The organism is Streptomyces sp. NBC_01334, from assembly GCF_035983595.1.
Classification (GTDB): domain Bacteria; phylum Actinomycetota; class Actinomycetes; order Streptomycetales; family Streptomycetaceae; genus Streptomyces; species Streptomyces coriariae.
In genome coordinates, this window is sequence record NZ_CP130718.1 from 9,531,327 (window position 1) to 9,548,522 (window position 17,196).

The 17,196-nt window shown below is 73.1% G+C and carries 14 protein-coding genes; 6 read left to right on the top strand and 8 right to left on the bottom strand.

What is annotated here, in order from left to right; genetic code table 11:
• Nucleotides 1-49: 49 nt before the first annotated feature.
• From OG736_RS42305 to OG736_RS42330, 6 genes are all read left to right on the top strand, one after another.
• Complete coding sequence (locus OG736_RS42305) at nt 50-1,414, top strand: aspartate kinase (RefSeq protein WP_327187209.1); 1,365 nt, start codon at nt 50-52, stop codon at nt 1,412-1,414.
• 118 nt (nt 1,415-1,532) lie between these two features.
• Nucleotides 1,533-2,777: a cytochrome P450 gene (locus OG736_RS42310; RefSeq protein WP_327187210.1), complete on the top strand. Its 1,245-nt coding sequence runs from the start codon at nt 1,533-1,535 to the stop codon at nt 2,775-2,777.
• A gap of 62 nt (nt 2,778-2,839) precedes the next feature.
• Complete coding sequence (locus tag OG736_RS42315) at nt 2,840-4,381, top strand: GMC family oxidoreductase (RefSeq protein WP_327187211.1); 1,542 nt, start codon at nt 2,840-2,842, stop codon at nt 4,379-4,381.
• 52 nt (nt 4,382-4,433) lie between these two features.
• Nucleotides 4,434-5,927, top strand: coding sequence for an aldehyde dehydrogenase family protein (locus tag OG736_RS42320; protein ID WP_327187212.1), 1,494 nt, complete (start codon nt 4,434-4,436; stop codon nt 5,925-5,927).
• A 32-nt stretch (nt 5,928-5,959) separates the two neighbouring features.
• On the top strand, nt 5,960-6,982 hold the full coding sequence (locus OG736_RS42325) for a zinc-binding dehydrogenase (RefSeq protein WP_327187213.1): 1,023 nt from the start codon (nt 5,960-5,962) through the stop codon (nt 6,980-6,982).
• Between the two features lie 52 nt (nt 6,983-7,034).
• A complete protein-coding gene (locus OG736_RS42330) occupies nt 7,035-8,339 on the top strand; it encodes a flavin-containing monooxygenase (RefSeq protein WP_327187214.1) in 1,305 nt (434 codons plus the stop codon).
• A gap of 315 nt (nt 8,340-8,654) precedes the next feature.
• Here OG736_RS42330 and OG736_RS42335 read toward each other — a convergent pair whose 3' ends face one another.
• From OG736_RS42335 to OG736_RS42370, 8 genes are all read right to left on the bottom strand, one after another.
• Nucleotides 8,655-9,884 carry a cytochrome P450 family protein gene (locus OG736_RS42335; protein ID WP_327187215.1) on the bottom strand — a complete coding sequence of 410 codons (1,230 nt, stop codon included), beginning with the start codon at nt 9,882-9,884 and terminating at the stop codon, nt 8,655-8,657.
• 50 nt (nt 9,885-9,934) lie between these two features.
• Complete coding sequence (locus OG736_RS42340) at nt 9,935-11,281, bottom strand: MFS transporter (protein ID WP_327187216.1); 1,347 nt, start codon at nt 11,279-11,281, stop codon at nt 9,935-9,937.
• A gap of 179 nt (nt 11,282-11,460) precedes the next feature.
• Entirely contained in the window at nt 11,461-13,164 is a 1,704-nt protein-coding gene (locus OG736_RS42345) for an AMP-binding protein (RefSeq protein ID WP_327187217.1), read from the bottom strand.
• Between the two features lie 5 nt (nt 13,165-13,169).
• Nucleotides 13,170-13,970 carry an enoyl-CoA hydratase/isomerase family protein gene (locus OG736_RS42350; protein ID WP_327187218.1) on the bottom strand — a complete coding sequence of 267 codons (801 nt, stop codon included), beginning with the start codon at nt 13,968-13,970 and terminating at the stop codon, nt 13,170-13,172.
• Entirely contained in the window at nt 13,967-14,707 is a 741-nt protein-coding gene (locus OG736_RS42355; RefSeq protein ID WP_327187219.1) for an SDR family NAD(P)-dependent oxidoreductase, read from the bottom strand. The genes OG736_RS42350 and OG736_RS42355 overlap by 4 nt, the downstream gene beginning before the upstream one ends.
• Complete coding sequence (locus OG736_RS42360) at nt 14,704-15,195, bottom strand: PaaD-like zinc ribbon domain-containing protein (protein WP_327187220.1); 492 nt, start codon at nt 15,193-15,195, stop codon at nt 14,704-14,706. The genes OG736_RS42355 and OG736_RS42360 overlap by 4 nt, the downstream gene beginning before the upstream one ends.
• Entirely contained in the window at nt 15,192-16,289 is a 1,098-nt protein-coding gene (locus OG736_RS42365; RefSeq protein ID WP_327187221.1) for a Phenylacetic acid catabolic protein, read from the bottom strand. The genes OG736_RS42360 and OG736_RS42365 overlap by 4 nt, the downstream gene beginning before the upstream one ends.
• Nucleotides 16,289-17,176, bottom strand: a complete 888-nt coding sequence (locus tag OG736_RS42370) for a Phenylacetic acid catabolic protein (protein ID WP_327187222.1) — start codon at nt 17,174-17,176, stop codon at nt 16,289-16,291. The genes OG736_RS42365 and OG736_RS42370 overlap by 1 nt, the downstream gene beginning before the upstream one ends.
• Nucleotides 17,177-17,196: the final 20 nt, after the last annotated feature.

A 17,196-nucleotide genomic window follows, 5' to 3' on the forward strand; every position in this document is an offset into this window, starting at 1 on the left:
GAGCCACGTCTTCCACGTCCCACGGATCTGAAGGAAGCGAGTGCGTGAGATGGCGCTCATAGTGCAGAAATACGGCGGAACGTCGGTCGCCACACCTGAAAAGGTCATCGAAGCGGCACGGCAGATCCGGGCGGCGCGCGAGGACGGCAACCAGGTCGTCGTGGTCGTGTCCGCCATGGGCGGGGCCACCGACGAACTGCTCCGGCTGGCGTCCGCGGTGACCGCCCGCCCCGACGCACGCGAGCTCGACGCCCTGCTCTGCACGGGCGAGGCCGCGTCCGCCGGACTGGTGTCGCTGGCGCTCGACCACCAGGGCGTCGCGAGCCGCTCGTTCAGCGGTCCCGAGGCGGGCATCCGCACCGACCACCGCCACGGCCGGGCCACGATCGTGGAGGTGGACCCGCGAAGGCTGCGGGAGGAGCTCGCCAGGGGAACCGTCCCCGTCGTCGCGGGCTTCCAGGGCGAGTCGATCGCCACCGGGGCCCGCACCACCCTCGGCCGCGGCGGCTCCGACACCACCGGCGTCGCCCTGGCCGCCGCGCTCGGCGCGGACCACTGCGAGATCGTCACCGACGTCGCAGGCGTCTACACGGCCGACCCCCGCACGGTCGTCGGCGCCCGTCGGCACACCGCCCTGCTCTACGAGGAGATGGCCGAACTGGCCGTCAGCGGCGCCAAGGTGCTCGCCTCCGACTCGGTCGACTACGCGCGAACCCACGGCGTCGACCTGAAGGTGCGCTCCAACAGTGCCGCGATCGGCCCGCAGACCTGGGTGGGCGACGGCCGTCGCGCGGCCGGGGCGGTGTCCGGGCAGTCCTGGACACCCGCCGGCCGCATCCGCCCGATCGCCGGGGTCGCGGGGCGCTCCGGCCTGGTCCGGTGCGTACTGCGGCGGATCACCACGGACCACGTCCTGCGCCTGCTCGGCGAACTGGTCGAGCGCGAGACCGAGGTCGAGCTGCGCCGCTACGGCAACCTCGGCACCGAGGACGCCGGCGACATCGCGCTCACGCTGCCCGAGGACAGCGTGCAGGAGATGCGGGAACTCCTGGCCGACACCGACCGCGGCATCCGCCTGGACGAGGCGCACTGGACGTCCAACCTGGCCCGGCTCTCCGTCGTCGGCCTGGGCATCGGCCGCCAGCCGTACGCGCCGCTGCGGCTGCTCGAAGCCCTGCGCTCGGTCGGCGCCGCGCGCACCGACCTCCACGTCACCTCCAACCGGCTCAGCGTGCTCACCGGTCGCAGCGACCTGGCCGCGGCGACCCAGATCGTCCACGACACCTTCCTGTCCGAGCCGGTGACGCCCCTGGTCCACCGGGCGGGCCCGGACCACGTCGGCACGGCCTGGCCGCCGGCCGCCGGGCGCGGGCAGCTCGAAGCCGCGGTGCCCGCCCTGGCCGCCGCCGAGTGATCCCGGCCCCCACACCACGAGGGAGAACACCGATGTCCGTCATCCGACTCGACCCCGGCCGTCCGGGCGGGCCGACACCGCGCGGCCCCGCCGGGAGGCCGCGGCCGGAGGGTCCCCGATGACCGCCACGCCGACCTTCGACCCCACCTCCGACGACCAGCTGGCCGACCCCTACCCCGTCTACGCGCAGATGCGCGCGCAGTGCCCGGTGCTCCACGACCGGGACCGGGACATCTGGGTCCTCACCCGCCACGAGGACGTGGTGCGCGTCGTCCACGACCCCGAGACGTTCTCCTCCGAGAGCGCGGTGCGGATCACCGCGGGACCCGAGTCCGACGAGGTGAAGCAGGTCCTGGCCGAAGGCTGGTCGCTGACACCCAACCTGACCGAGAGCGACGGCGAGGAGCACACCCGGCTGCGCGTGGCGGTGAACCGCGTCTTCACGCCGCGGCGCGTGGCGGCGCTGGAACCCTTCGTCCGGGACACCGCCGAGGATCTGATCGCCCGGTTCGCCGCGGACGGCTCGACCGACATCATCGAGGGCTACGCCTGGCCCCTGCCGCTGATCGTCATGGCGCACATCCTGGGCGTGCCGCCCCGGGACGTGCCGCTGCTGCGGCAGTGGAGCTCCAACTGGCTGAAGCTGTCCGTCGGCACCGGTGAGCCGGCCGAGCGCGTCGGCTGGGCCCGCGACGTCGTCACCATGCAGCACTACGTGATGGCGCTGCTGGACGACACGGACCGGGCCGGCGAGGACTCGCTCGTCTCCTCCCTGGCGCAGTACGGCGTCGAGCACCGTCTCGACAACGTGGAACTGATGCGCATCGTGATGAACCTGATCATCGCGGGGCACGTCACGGTCACCCGCGCCATCGGCAACGGCCTGGTCACCCTGCTGGAGAACCCGCGCCAGCTCGCGGCCCTGCACGCCGGCGAGGCACCCGTCGAGGCGATGGTCGAGGAGATCCTGCGATTCGAGTCCCCGGTGCAGGGCCTGTTCCGCACCGTGACACGCAAGACGGAACTCGGCGGCAGGCACCTCGTGCCCGGCGACCGCGTGATGGTCCACTGGGGCTCCGCCAACCGGGACGAATGCGTGTTCGATGACCCGGACGAGTTCGCCCTGCGCAGCAGGCCCGGCCGGCACCAGATGGCCTTCGGCCGCGGCATCCACGCCTGCCTCGGCGCCTCCCTGGCACGACTCCAGTTGCGCGTCGCCATCCCGCTGCTCTTCGACCGGCTCCCCGGGCTGCGCCTGGGCCCCGCCGACTCCCGCACCCGCGAACGGCTGGTCATCGCCCGCGGATTCGAAGAACTGCACCTCCACTGGGACGTCCCACACCTGCGAGAGGCAGCATCATGACCGCACCAGCGCCCGGCCGGCGACGCGTCGCCGGCCGACCCGGGTCCGTGTAGGCGGCCGCCATGACCTACGACGTGATCGTGATCGGCGGCGGATCCGCCGGGTGCGTCCTCGCCAACCGGCTGAGCGCGGAACCGCGTTGCTCGGTCCTCCTCCTGGAGGCAGGCCCCGACTTCGCCACCACCGCCGACATGCCGCCCGGCATCAAGGACGCGGCCTACGCCCCGTACACCTACGACTGGGGCTACCGCTGCGTCCCGGACGCCTTCGGCAACGAGGTGCCCGTTCCGCGGGGTCGCGTCATCGGCGGCTGCTCTGCCGTCAACGTCTGCGTCGCCATGCGGGCCCGGCCCTCGGACCACGACGCGTGGGCCGCCGCGGCCGGCCCCGCATGGGGCTACGCGCAGATGCTCCCCCTCTACCGGGAGATGGAGCACTACCCGTACGGCGAGGAGAAGTACCACGGTCTGGGCGGCCCCTACCGCATGACCCTGGGCGCCCCGGGGGACCTCGGCCGGCACGCCGTCGCCGCGCAGCAGGCAAGCGCGCGCCTCGGGCACCCCGAGGTCGCCGATTTCAACGCGCCGGGCCCGCCGGGATTCGCCCGCACCCCGCTCAGCGCGGCCGACGGCGTACGGCTGAGCACCGCCGTCGGCTACCTCAACCCGGTCCGCGACCGGCCCAACCTGCAGGTGCGCGGCGAGACACTGGTCGACCGGGTGCTGTTCCAGGACACCCGGGCCCGGGGCGTGCGGCTCGCGACCGGGGAGGAGATCCCCGCCCGGCACGTCGTGCTCAGCGCCGGCGCCTACAACTCACCCGCCATCGCCCTGCGTTCGGGCATCGGCGACCGCGACGACCTGGCGGCGCTCGGCATCGGTGTGGTGGCCGACCTGCCCGGGGTGGGGCGCAACCTCACCGAACACCCCGCCTATTGGAACGTCCATGTGGCCAAGCCGCCCCCGGCCGAGGCCCGGTCGGTGTTCGGCAGCGTCCTCAGCGTCGCCAACGGGCCGGACGAGCCCGACTTCGACGTGCAGATCCTGCCGTCCGCGGCGGTGCCGGCCGGCAGCCTGCCCGAGCAGTTCGTGCCGCGTGCCGCGCACCACCCCACGGGCTGGGACATGGTCTTCTTCGTCTCCTGCGTCCAGCCCCGCTCCCGCGGGAGCGTACGGCTCTCGTCGCGCGACCCCGAGGACGCGCCGACGATCGACCTAGGCCTGTACACCGCCGCCGACGACGCCGAACGGGTCGCCGACGGGGTCCGTCTGGCCCGCCGCCTGGCCCGCACCCGCCCGCTGGCCGACCTGCTGGTCGACGAGCGGGTGCCGGGCCCCGACATCAGCGACCGGGAACTGGCCGACACCGTCCGCCGCGCGCCCGCGCACTACAACCACGGCAGCGCCACGATGCGCATGGGCCGGCCCGACGACCCGACCGCCGTGGTCGACACCGACGGCGCCGTGCGCGGCGTCGAGGCACTGACCGTCGCGGACGCCTCGGTGTTCCCGGCGATGCCCCGCGTGGCCACGAACGTTCCCGCCATCGTGGTCGCCGAGCGGATCGCCTCGGTGCTGCGCGAACGGCTCGCCCCGCGCAACTGAGCCCCACCACCAGCCGAAGCCGGCGCGCCCGGCGCAAGATCAGGAGGATTCCGTGTCCACGACCGTCGAAGCAGTACAAGTCCTGCGTACCCGCTGGTCGTCCGAGAACGAGGCCGACCGGTTCACCGTGGACGACCCGGCGACCGGCCGGCCCCTGGCGGTCGTCCAGGGCGCCGACGCCGACCGGGTGGACCAGGCGGTCAGGACCGCCCACGAAGCCCACTACGCGTGGAAGGCCCGCACCCCGCGGGAGCGCGGCAAGTGGCTGTGGAAGGTCGCCCAGGTGATCCGCGAGCACGCCGACGAGATCGCGGCGCTGGAGTCCAGCGACAACGGCAAGCCGTTCACCCAGGCGCGCCAGTTCGATCTGGAGGGCGCGGTCACCGTCTTCGAGCTGTTCGCCGGCCTGTGCGAGGCGATGCCCGGCCAGGCCCGCGACGCGGGCAGCATGCTCGACGTCACGGTGCGCGAGCCGTTCGGCGTGGTGGGCGCGATCGTGCCGTTCAACTGGCCCCCGCTGCACACCGCGGGCAAGCTCGCCCCCGCCCTGGCGGCAGGCAACGCCGTGGTCCTGAAGCCGCCGGAGCAGGCGCCGCTGTCGGTGCTGCGCGTCGCCGAGCTGGTCCAGTCGGTGCTGCCGGACGACGTCGTGCACATCGTGCCCGGCGGCGCCCGGACCGGCGCCCAGCTGGCCGGCCACAAGCTGGTCGGCAAGATCTCCTTCACCGGAGCGCCCACCACGGGACAGGCCGTGATCAGGACGGCCGCCGACAACCTGACGCCGACGCTGCTGGAACTCGGCGGCAAGAACGCCCTGATGATCTTCGACGACGCGGACCTGGAGTCGGCCCTGCCCTGGGCGGTCGAGGGCGGCTACTTCAACCAGGGCGAGGCGTGCACCGCCGCCTCGCGGGTCCTGGTCCACGCCGACCTGCACGACGAGGTGGCCCGCCGCCTCGCGTCCGCCGTCGGGCGGCTGAAGGTCGGCTCCGGCTCCGACGCGGGAACCCACGTCGGCCCGCTGGTGAACCCCGCGCAGCGGCAGCGGGTGCTCGACTACCTGGAGATCGGTGTCGGCGAGGGCGCCACGATCGCCGCGCAGGCGCCCCTGCCCACCGACCCGGACCTGGCGAACGGCTACTACGTGCCGCCGACCCTGTTCACCGGCGTCACCCCCGGCATGCGGATCGCGCAGGAGGAGATCTTCGGGCCGGTCGTGTGCCTGATCCCATTCCGCGACGAGGCCGAGGCCGTCCGCATCGCCAACGGCACCGAGTACGGCCTGGTCGCCGGCGTGTTCACCCGCGACTCCGAGCGCGCCCTGCGGGTCAGCCGAGAGCTGAGGGCCGGCATCGTGTTCGTCAACCACTACAACCGCTCGTTCACCGGCACGCCGTTCGGCGGTGTGGGCGCCAGCGGATACGGTCGTGAGCACGCCCTGGAGACGCTGCAGGAGTACAGCTTCAGCCGCAGCCTGCGCCTGCCCTCCGGCCGCGAGGCGATCCCCCGCTGGGCGCCGTCCCTCGACGTCGTCGGCGAAGCCTGACAGATGTCCGCACACACCCGAGGTGGTCGGAAGTGAGTACGACGATGCGCGCGGCGGTCTGCACGGAGGCGGGCGGTCCCGAGGTCCTGCAGATCCGCGAACTGCCGGTCCCCGAGGTCCGCGACGGCTGGAGCCTGGTACGCGTGGAAGGAGCGGGCCTGAACCGCTCCGAGCTGAGAACCCGTCAGGGGCACTCCCCGAGCGTCTCCTTCCCCCGCGTGCTCGGCATCGAGTGCGTGGGTACCGTGGCCGACTCCACCGACCCCCGGCTGCCGGCCGGGAGCACCGTCGCGGCGGTGATGGGGGAGATGGGCCGGGAGTTCGACGGCGGCTACGCGCAGTACGCGCTGCTGCCGAACGCCCTGCTGATGCCGGTGACCACCACCTTGCCGTGGGAGGTCCTGGCCGCGCTGCCCGAGACCTACCTGACCGCGCGCGGCTCCCTGGACACCCTGGGCATCGCGCCGGACGGCGGCGGACGGCTGCTGATCCGCGGCGGGACCTCCTCGGTGGGGCTGGCGGCGGCGCAGATCGCCTCCGGCCACGGCGTCGAGACCGCGGCCACCACCCGGAGCAAGGACAAGGCGGAGGCGCTGAAGGCGGCCGGCGTCGACCACGTCCTCCTGGACGACGCCCAGCCGCTGGCGGACACCGTGCACGCGCTGTGGCCCGACGGCCCGGACCACGTCCTGGACCTCGTCGGGACCAGCACCGTGCCGGACTCGCTGCAGCTGGTGCGCCGCGGCGGAACGGTGTGCGTGGCGGGCTCGCTCAGCGGCTGGCTGATCCCCGCCTTCGAACCGATCGCGATGATCCCGACCGGGACCAGGCTCACCGCCTTCCACAGCGACACCCTCAAGGGCAGCACCGGCCAGGGCCTGCTGCAGCGGATCGTCGACGAGGTCGAGGCGGGCGTCTACCGGCCCAACCTCGACCGCGTCTTCGCCCTGGACGACATCGTGGCCGCCCACCGCCGCATGGAGGCCGACCGGGCCACGGGCAAGACGGTCGTGCTGCCCTGGGCCGACGCCACCGGCGCGTCAACCGCCGGATGAGGCACCACCGCGTGACGAGAATCCACTTCCTATGCGGACCAGGAGCGCTGCCATGATGACCGAGTTCGTCGAGACCGCCGTCGTCGGAGGGGGCCAGCAAGGGTGCTCGGTCGCGGGCTCGCTCGCCCGGCTCGGCTACCGGGCGGTGGTCTTCGAGCGGGGGGAGACCGGCCAGGCCTGGGCGAAGGAGCGCTGGGAGAGCCTGCGCGTCAACACGCCCAACCGGACCGTCACGTTCCCCGGCATGCCGTACGACGGCGACGACCCGGAGGGGTACATGCCGGCCCGCGAGGTCGCCACGCGGCTGCGGCGCTACGTGGCCCAGGCGGGCATCGACGTGCGCGAGCACACGCCCGTGCGGTCGGTCGAGGCACCCGTCGACGCCCCCGCCCACCCCGACGCGCGCTTCCGGATCCATCTGGAGAACGGGCGGACCGTCGAGGCCCGTAACGTCGTCGCCGCCCTCGGTGGCTATTCCTCGCCGCGCCTGCCCGAGCTGACCGCCCGGATCGACCCCGCGGTCACCCAGCTGCACACCCGCTACTACCGCGACCCCCGGTCCCTGCCGCCGGGCGCGGTGCTCGTCGTGGGCTCGGGCAACAGCGGCCAGCAGATCGCCGAGGACCTGCGCGACGCCGGCCGGCAGGTGTACCTCGCGGTCGGCCGACACAAGACCTCGCCGCGCCGCTACCGGGGTGCCCAGGTCCTGGACTGGCTGCAGCTGCTGCCGCTGGAGGGCAACCTGGAGTCCGCGTCCGGCGGGCGCGGCGACTCGCCCGTACTGCCCGGCGTGTCCGTGCTCAGCGGCAAGGCCGGCGGCCGTGACCTCAGCCTCGGCGTGCTGGCCCGCAAGGGCGTCACCCTCGTCGGCACCGTCCGCGGCGCGCAGGGCGGCATCCTGCTGCTGGAGGACAACGTCCGCGCGATCGCGCGGGACGCCGCCCGCGCCGAGACCGAACTCCTGGAGGCCATCGACACCGCGATAGAGCAGCACGGCCTGGTCGTGCCCGAGCGCACCTCCGTACCCCCCTTCGACCCCTCGCTGTTCGCGGACTACGGGGACAAGCTGGACCTGGCCGCCCGGAACATCACGACGATCGTCTGGGCCACGGGATTCGTGCCCGACTACCGCATCCTGCCCCGCACCGCCCTGGACGACAGCGGCATGCCGGTGCACCGCGCGGGCGCCGGCACCCTGCCGGGGCTGTACTACGCGGGCCTGCCCGAGGGCGGCTCGGTGATGCCGCTGCTCATCGCCTCCACCCGGGTCCAGGCCGAGCGGGTCGCCCGCGGGATCCACCTGGACAACACCCTGCGCCACCGCTCGCCGGCGGCGCTCGGCCAGCTCTGGGGCTGACCACCGCCGGCCCCGGCGATCAGCACGACGCAAGCAGCGGCGCCCGGCGGGTCCTCCCGCCGGGCGCCGCTGCTTGCTTCTTGGCGTCGGCTCCGCCCTGCCTCGTGGCTGGCGCGTGGTTCCGCGGCTGTGGCACGGTCTGCACCCACACCTCATCGGTGGCCGCGCCGGACAGCCGTCCGGCAGACGGCGCCGGCCGGGAGGCGGTCCCGGTCGGCGCCGCGCTGGAGCGGGCCGGGCGATCCGGCCGACGACACGGACGCCGCCGGCGCCGCCCCCAGGCCCTCGGGGAGCGGCGCCGGCGGCGCAGGCACGTCATGCCGGCCGGGGCACGACCTCCAGGCCCAGCGGGCCGTTGATGATGAAGGACTCCACGCGTGCGGGCCGCTGACCGGGGTGCGCCAGGGCGAGATCGGGCAGCCGGCTGAAGAGCGTGCTCAGGGCGACGTCCGCTTCGAGCCGGGCGAGGTGAGCACCGAGGCAGAAGTGGGGCCCGTGACCGAACGCGAGGTGTTCCTTGCCGGACCGTGTGGGATCGAAGCGCTCCGGGCACTGCGGGTGCAGCTCCGGGTCGCGTCCGGCGGCCGCGAAGCCGACGGTGATCGCATCACCCTTGCGGATGACGACACCTTCGCCCAGGTCGATGTCCTCGAGGGCACAGCGCATCGGTATGTGCATGATCGGGCCCTCGATGCGCAGCGTCTCCTCGATGACGTCCTGCCAGCCGATGGTCCCCTCATGGATCCGGGTGAGGGTCTCGGGGTGGTCGAGCACGGCCTGCACGGCACTGGTGATGAGATTGACGGTGGTCTCGTAACCGGCACCGATCATGAGGAAGAGCGTGCCGAGCAGTACCTCCTGCGACATCGGCTCCTGACCGGGGTCGGACGGCAGCAGCAGGTCGCTGGTCAGATCGGCGGCCGGGTGCTGCCTCTTGTACCGCAGCAACTCGTCGAGCCGCTCGTACAGGGCGTTGTTGGCGGCCAGTGCCTCCCTCGGCCCGAGCGAGGAGTTCAGCACCGCGTCGATCCCCGTGCCGATCTTGGTGCGCAGGTGGTCGGGGACGCCGAACAGGTCGCAGATGACCGTGATGGTCAGCGGCAGCGCCAGGGCCTGGCGCACGTCGGCGACGGTCCCGGGCGGCAGCGCGGCCAGCGCGTCGACCAGGCGGTCGGCGGTCGTCTGGACCTGCGGACGCATCTGCTCCACCTTCCGCGGCGAGAACGTGGGGGCGACGCGGCGCCGGGACCTGCGGTGCTCCTCGCCGTAGAAGTTGAAGAAACTCTGCTGCAGGGCGAGGGCGGCGAGCGGCCAGCCCTCGGGCATCCGGGCCAGAGCGGGCCAGTGCCGGCGCAGGTCGCGCGAGACGCGCGGATCGTTGGTCAACGCCTGGATGACGCTGTGCCGGGTGACCGCCCAGGCACGGACGGGCCCCGGAAGCTCCACCAGCACGGCCGGTGCCTCGCGCAGCGAGGTGGCCTCGGCGTGCATCGCACGGCCGGTGGGATCGAGAACGGGACATCTGGTGATGGCCGGGGACGACATGGGGTGACTCCCTCACTGGAGAATTGCACGGGGACTTCCGCCGGTTCCGCCTAACTCCTGGCGGCGGCGACGTCAGCAGACGCGGCCGCCGCCGCCGGCAGTCCGGCCGCGGCGTGCTGCACGGGCGAGTCGGCGGAGCGCTCCCGCAGGAACAGCGAAGCGGCCAGGCCGATCACGCCGGCCGCCGCCATGTAGAGAGCGATCGGCGTCCAGCTGTGGTACTTGCTGAGCAGTGACGTGGCGACGAGCGGGCTGACGGCGCCGCCGAGCAGACCGCCCACGTTGTAGCTGATGGACATGCCGGAATACCGCAGCGCCGTGGGGAACAGCTGCGGGTAGAACGCCCCCTGCACGCCGTAGTTCGCGGCGAACCCGGCGAACAGCGCCAGGAAACCGAGCGCCATCAGCGGGAAGGAACGGGTGTCGAGCAGCGGGAACCAGGCGAACGGGGCCGCCGTCATGACGACGATGCCGCCGACGAAGACCGCCTTGCGGCTGCGCCGGTCGCCCAGCCGGCCGAAGAACGGCATGGCGAGGATCAGGAAGACGCACGACCCGGCGAGCAGCGTCAGCATCTCCGAGCGGCTCACATGGATGGTCGACGCGTACCTGAGCGAGAACACCGAACCGAGGTAGAAGACCAGGAACATCGGGAGCGCCGACAGCGACGCGCACAGGGTGAGCAGACCGTGCCGGGACACGACGTCGAACGCTGGCATGGACCTGACCGCGCCCTCGGACTTCACCCGTTCGAACTCGGGGGTCTCCGCGAGCCGCAGCCGGACGCGCAGCGCGAAGGCCACGAGCACCGCGCTGAAGAGGAACGGCAGCCGCCACCCCCACGCCAGCACCTGCCGGTCCGGAAGCATCGTGACGAGCAGCAGGACGCCGTTGGCCAGCAGCAGCCCCCAGGCGTTGCCGGTGCCGACGACGGCGGTGAGGAAGCCCCGCCTGTTCGGCGGGGCGCTCTCCAGCGCCATCAGGAATCCGCCGCTGGACTCCCCGCCGAGCGAGCACCCCTGGACGAAGCGGAGGGCCGTCAGCAGGATCGGGGCGGCGACGCCGATCGTCCGGTAGGTGGGGAGCAGGCCGATCAGGACCGTCGCGCCGCCCATCGCGGTGAGCGTGGTGACCAGCGTCGTCTTGCGGCCCAGCCGGTCCCCGAAGTGCCCGAAGACGAAGGCGCCGAGCGGCCTGCCCACGAACGCGACCGCGAACGTCGACAGCGACAGCAGGGTTGCGGCGGTGGGGGAGAAGGAGGGGAAGAACAGTTTGCCGAAATACAGTGACGAGAACGACCCGTAGATGAGGAACTCGTAGAACTCGATGCTGTTGCCGATGAGGCTGCTCAGCACGGCTCTTCTGCGCTGCCCCTCGGGTGTGAGGACGGGATTCATGGCGTCTCCGGGGCTCGATGGTCGACAGTGCCGGTGAGGATCCGGGGCCGAAAGCCGGCCGAACGGGCTGCGCCCTCGAACGTCCGCCTGCGGCGCAGCCCGTTCACCGATCGGATGAAGTGCGCCTGGTCCGCGGCAGACGACGCCGCCCCGGCAGCCACACCCGGCGGAACGGGGAGCTAGCTGTGGAAGTCCTCCTCCCACCACTCCTGCGCCGAGCGCGCGAGCCGCTGCTCCTCGCGCCTGCGCAGCTCGGCCCGTTGCGTCTTGCCGGAGATCGTCTTGGGCAGCTCGGCGAACTCGATCCGGCGTATCCGCTTGTAGGGCGCGAGGTGCTCGCGGGCGTGCGCGAGGATCTGCTGCGCGGTCTGCGCCTCCGGCCGGTAGTCGGCGGCGAGCGCCACGTACGCCTTGGGAACGGCCAGCCGCAGCGGCTCGGGTGAGGGCACCACCGCGGCATCGGCGACGGCCGCGTGCCGCAGCAGCACGCTCTCCAGTTCGAAGGGGGAGATCCGGTAGTCGGACGCCTTGAAGACGTCGTCACCGCGTCCCAGGTAGCGGAAGAGGCCCTCGGCGTCGCGGGTGGCGAAGTCGCCGGTGCGGTAGTGGCCGCCGCGCATGGCGCGCGCGGTCGCCTCGGGATCGCCGAGGTACCCGCTCATCAGGCCGAGCGGCCGGCCGGCCAGCGGCAGGCAGATCTCGCCCTCCGCACCGCCGCCCCGGACGGGGGCGTCGGTCTGCGGGTCCAGCAGCGCCACGTCGTAGCCCGGCAGCGCCCAGCCCAGCGCGCCCTCCACGACCGGCATCCCCGGCGGGGTCCCTATCTGGGCGGTGGTCTCGGTCTGCCCGTAGCCGTCCCGTACCGTGACGCCCCAGGCGTCGCGGATGCGGTGCACGACCTCCGCGTTGAGCGGTTCCCCGGCGGCCACCGCCTCGCGCAGCGACATCGGCCACCGGGTGAGGTCCTCCTGGATCAGGCTCCGCCACACGGTGGGCGGCGCGCAGAAGGAGGTCGCCGCGCAGCGCGACATCATCTCCAGCAGCGGACGCGCCGCGAACCGCGGCTGGTTGACGACCAGGACCGTCGCCTGCGCGTTCCAGGGAGCGAACAGGCAGCTCCAGGCGTGTTTCGCCCACCCGGGCGAGGAGATGTTCAGGTGCACGTCGCCGGGGCGCAGGCCGATCCAGTACATGGTCGACAGGTGACCGATCGGATAGCTCAGCCCGGTGTGCCCGACCATCTTGGGACGGGCGGTGGTGCCCGAGGTGAAGTAGATGAGCGACGGCTCCTCGGGCCGGGTCCGTACCGTCTCCCGCAGCGGTGCGGCGGCGTAGGCCCGCTGGTAGTCCTGCCAGCCCTCGACCCGGTCCCCGACGGCGACGCGCGTCCATCCGCCGCGCAGTCCGTCGAGCTTGGAGGTGAGGTCGGCCTGCGCGATGACATGCCGCACCTCGCCGCGCTCCAGCCGTTCGGCCAGGTCGTCGGGTGTCAGCTGGACGGCCGCGGGGATCACCGCGGCGCCCAGCCGAAACGCGGCCAGCACGCACTCCCACAGTTCCACCCGGTTGCCGAGCATGAGCAGGATGCGGTCCCCGCGCCCCACGCCGATCGACCGCAGCCATCCGGCGACCCGCCGGGAGCGCTCGGCCAGCTCGGCGAAGCTCAGCGCCGTGTCGGCGAGGACCGCGCCCTGCCGGTCCAGGTCGACCACGCGCAGCGCGGTGGCGTCGTTGCCGTCGCAGACGGCGTCGAACCAGTCCGCGACCCAGCTGAACGTCTCGCCGAGGTCGGGCCGGGGGAAGGCACGGGCGCGCGGCAGGTCCCCGTAGGAGGACAGCAGGTGGTCGCGGGCGCGCTGGAACCCGCCGGTCGCTGTACGCATGGTGGTCACCTCCCGTTGAAGGTCGCTCGGCCGGGCCCGTCGGCGGCGAACCGCCGCATGCCCGTCAACCGGTCCTCGGTGGCGAACAGGGCCGAGAACACCGACCGTTCGATGGCCAGCCCGGCGGCCAGATCGGTCGCCAGACCCTGGTCGACGGCCGTCTTGGCGGCGTGCAGGGCCAGTGCGGGGCCCTTCTCGAAGCGCCGCGCCCACTGCAGCGCGGTCTCCAGTACCTGGCCGGTCGGCGTGACCTGGTCCACCAGGCCCAGCTCCAGCGCCTCGTCCGCGCCGACCTGGCGTCCGGTGAAGATCAGCTCCTTGGCCCTGGCCGGACCGATCAGCCGCGGCAGCCGCTGGGTGCCGCCGGCTCCCGGGACGACGCCGAGCAGGATCTCGGGCAGGCCCAGGCGTGCCTCGCTGCCGCAGATGCGTGCGTCGGCCGTCAGCGCCAGCTCGCAACCGCCGCCCAGGGCCGGTCCGTTGATCGCGGCCACCACCGGCTTGGGGATGGCGGCCACCGCGTCGAAGGCGCCCTGGAGCACCGCCGCGTGCCGCACCATGTCGGCGTGTGTCATCGCGGCCATCTCCTTGATGTCCGCCCCCGCCGAGAAGGCCGTGGGCCCGCCGTGCAGGACCACCGCGCGGACCCGCTCGTCGGCCGCGGCCTGCTCGGCCGCACGGCGCAACGCGGACTGCGCCGCACGGTCGAGCACGTTCAGCGGCGGCCGGCCCAGGCGCAGGATGCCCACCGCTCCGTCGATCTCCAGCCACGCGGAGGGGCGGCCCACCGCGGGTGCGGTCGTCATGACCACAGCAGGCCTCCGTTCACCTCGAGTACGTGGCCGTTGACGTAGCTCGACTCGGGACCGGCCAGGAAGACCGCCGCGTCGGCGGCCTCGTCGGCGCCGCCGGGCCGGCCGAGCGCCAACCTGGTCCTGTAGCGCGACCAGACCTTGTCGTTGTCGGTCAGTTGCCGGCCCATCCCCTCGTCGAGGATGCCCGGGGCCAGGGAGTTGACCAGGATGCCGCGGGGGCCGAGCTCGACGGCGCTGACCCGGGTGAACATCTCCACCGCGGCCTTGGTGGCGCAGTAGCCGGCCGCCCCGATCGCGACCCGGGTCGCCATGCTGGAGGAGACGTTGACGATCCGGGCGGCCGAGCTGCGTTCCAGGTAGGGAATCGCGGCCCGGGTACACAGGAACACCCCGGTCAGGTTGGTGGCCACCATGTCCTGCCAATCGGCGACCGGCAGCCGGTCCACCCGCCCGTCCCGGCTCACACCGGCGTTGGCCACCAGGATGTCGACGCCGCCGAAGCGCTCGGCGGTCTCGGCCATCAACGCGGCGACCGAGTCGTTGCTGGTGACGTCGACCGGGACGTACGCGCCGCGGCCCGGCGCCAGGTCGAGGACCTCTTTGATGTCGTAGGGGTTGCGGGCCGCGCACACCACCCGCGCGCCCTCCAGCAGGTAGCGTTCCGCGATCGCCCGGCCCAGTCCCCGGGAGCCCCCGGTGATCACGGCCGTCTTTCCGGCGAGCCTCATGATGATCCTCCTTGCGTGACGTCGGGTACCGGGAGCACGGCGGAGCAGCCGGCTGTACCGATCACATCGAAGGGCGAGCCGCAGCCGCGGCAGTCGTAGGGCACCTTGCACACCGCGCCGCCGAAGCGGCCGGCCCGCAGGACGTCTTCGCTGCCGCAGTAGGGGCACCGGGGAGCGGCGCCCGCCACGCGGTACCCGGCGGTGCGCAGCGCGTCGTGGCCGGCGGTGGTCACCGCCGCGGGCTGCCACACGCCGCGCTCCCACACGATCTCGATCCCCTGACCCGGCGCCGCGGCGGTGAGCGCGGACCGTACCCGCCGGGCGATCTCGCCGCGGGCGGGGCAGCTGAGCCGGGTGGGGGCGAGGCGGACCACGATCCGGCCGCCGGTCCTGGACACCGAGCGCACCACTCCGAGATCGCCCAGGCCCACGTCGATCTCCGGGTCGCGCACGTCGGCGACCACGTCGGTGAGCGGGTCGGGGCTCACAGGAACACCTCCGGGGCGTACTGCTCGCGGACGACACGGCCGCGCGCCAGGCAGTCCGCCAGGACGCTCCCGCCCATCCCCGCGGCCCGCGGCACCGGCAGGTGCGGCAGGAGTGATCCGGGGCCGCCGCTGTCGCTGACCAGGGCGGCCAGACGGCCGTGCAGCTCCACGGCCGCGGCCGAAGGGCCGGGCAGCGCACCCGTCAGGACGTCCTGCGGGCCGGCGTCGAACAGGTCGCCGGCGCTCTGCGTCACCTCGGCGTACGCCTGCGCGAACTCCTCACGCGTCTCGGGCCAGGCGGCCAGCGCCCGTGCCCACCGCCGCCAGTGGTCCAGGTGGACCAGCTGCTCGTCGCGGATGGCGGCGATCGCGGGTTCGTCCGCGGCGCGCTCCTCGGCCAGCACGGTGACGGCCGCGGCGATCACCAGACCGCACGCCACGGTCGACGGCCAGTCGCCGAGCCGGCCGATGACCCGGGACACCCGCCACCGCGCCTGCGGCCGCTCGAAGAAGTGGGCGTCGGCGGCGGGCCCGTCGAATCCGTGCAGCGCCAGGACCGTCTCGGCGTGCGCCAGTGCCTCCTGGCCGATCGAGCCGACCGCCAGCGACTCCTCCAGGTCGATGTAGTCGACGATGCGCTCGCCCAGCCGGTTGCCCAGCACGAACAGGTCGTCGGCCAGCGCCATCCACAGCCCGGTCAGGGCGCGGTCAGCGGCCCCGCGCGGGTCGCCGCCGCGCTCGGACGCGGAGCCGTCGGGGCGCTGTTGTAGGGCAGCGGAGGTCTGTGTGGCGGCGGTGTCCGGGGCTGCGGAGCGGTCGATGCGGCGCGTGGTGGGGAAGCGGGGCTGGCGGTGCGGCATCCGGGTCTTGGCGGCGAGCAGGCCGCGGTCACCGGCGTCGGAGACGATGAGATCGGTGCGCCGGACGACCCAGAGCCGGGAGAGGTCGTCGCGGCGCCCGTAGGTCTCCTTGGCCAAGTGCCAGGCTGCGTCCCGGCGCGGCGCGACGATGGAGCCGACGTGGTTGAGCGCCGAGCCGGTGCCGACCTGCGCGAACACCTCGTAGACGTCGGTGTCGGTGGGAACGTGCGGCATCACGCCACCCCCCGCAGCGCGCGCCGGTAGCGCGTATTGCGGTCCAGGGCGCTGCGCACCCAGTCCAGTCGGCGCTGCGACGCCGGGCCGCCGCCCGCGACGACCTTCTTCACCTCGGCCCAGTCGGGCATGGCGAACTCCCACTCGCCCGACGGCGTCTGGCGGACCATCGCGGGATCCACGTGCACGCCGAGCTTCTGGAAGACCGGAATGATCTTGCTCAGCCAGGCCTGGCGCAACTCGTCGTTGCCGTCGGGCTTCAGGCCGATCTGGTGCATGCGGTTGGCGTGCAGCGTCTCGGTGTCGGGCGGACCGAGGTACGCGAGCACCCGCGGCAGCCACATCTCGAACCCCTCCTGCACCCGGCGGCGCTGGTCGGCGTCACCGTGCGTCAGTACCTCGTGGGTCAGGTCCAGGGCGTGCTGGTAGTGGAAGGACTCCTCGCGCTCGATCTTGCGCAGCGCCCGGGCGTACGGCAGGTACACGCCCTTCATCAGCGACCGGAACTGGAGGATCGCCGCCGAGTTCATCAGGAGCAGCCCCGGGCCGAACTCCTCCCAGGACGCGAAGGAGTAGTGGAAGATGTTGTGCACCTTCGAGCGACCCTCCAGGTAGTCCAGGAGGATCCGCTCGCGCGGCATGCCCAGGTCCTCGGCGACCCGCGCGGCCACGTGCCCGTGGCCCACCTCGTCCTGGACCTTGGCCATCAGCATCTGCCGCCTGGTGCAGCTGGGCGCGCGGTCCAGCCACTCGGCGAACGGCAGCACGCCCACCAGCTCGTTGAGCGCCTGCACGGTGGCGAACCGCCTGGCGCCCTCCCGTACCTCGTCGGGCATCGGGTCCCACAGTTCGTAGCAGCGGAGTTCCGCCGCGGTCGCTGTCGGCATGTCTCGGTCCTTTCGCAGCG

What these genes read in the sequence shown, in the direction of transcription:
- OG736_RS42365 (WP_327187221.1), bottom strand. Translation starts at nt 16,289, where the DNA reads ATGCCGCACGTTCCCACCGACACCGACGTCTACGAGGTGTTCGCGCAG.
- OG736_RS42305 (WP_327187209.1), top strand. Translation starts at nt 50, where the DNA reads ATGGCGCTCATAGTGCAGAAATACGGCGGAACGTCGGTCGCCACACCT.
- OG736_RS42315 (WP_327187211.1), top strand. Translation starts at nt 2,840, where the DNA reads ATGACCTACGACGTGATCGTGATCGGCGGCGGATCCGCCGGGTGCGTC.
- OG736_RS42330 (WP_327187214.1), top strand. Translation starts at nt 7,035, where the DNA reads ATGATGACCGAGTTCGTCGAGACCGCCGTCGTCGGAGGGGGCCAGCAA.
- OG736_RS42340 (WP_327187216.1), bottom strand. Translation starts at nt 11,281, where the DNA reads ATGAATCCCGTCCTCACACCCGAGGGGCAGCGCAGAAGAGCCGTGCTG.
- OG736_RS42310 (WP_327187210.1), top strand. Translation starts at nt 1,533, where the DNA reads ATGACCGCCACGCCGACCTTCGACCCCACCTCCGACGACCAGCTGGCC.
- OG736_RS42370 (WP_327187222.1), bottom strand. Translation starts at nt 17,176, where the DNA reads ATGCCGACAGCGACCGCGGCGGAACTCCGCTGCTACGAACTGTGGGAC.
- OG736_RS42350 (WP_327187218.1), bottom strand. Translation starts at nt 13,970, where the DNA reads ATGACGACCGCACCCGCGGTGGGCCGCCCCTCCGCGTGGCTGGAGATC.
- OG736_RS42345 (WP_327187217.1), bottom strand. Translation starts at nt 13,164, where the DNA reads ATGCGTACAGCGACCGGCGGGTTCCAGCGCGCCCGCGACCACCTGCTG.
- OG736_RS42355 (WP_327187219.1), bottom strand. Translation starts at nt 14,707, where the DNA reads ATGAGGCTCGCCGGAAAGACGGCCGTGATCACCGGGGGCTCCCGGGGA.
- OG736_RS42335 (WP_327187215.1), bottom strand. Translation starts at nt 9,884, where the DNA reads ATGTCGTCCCCGGCCATCACCAGATGTCCCGTTCTCGATCCCACCGGC.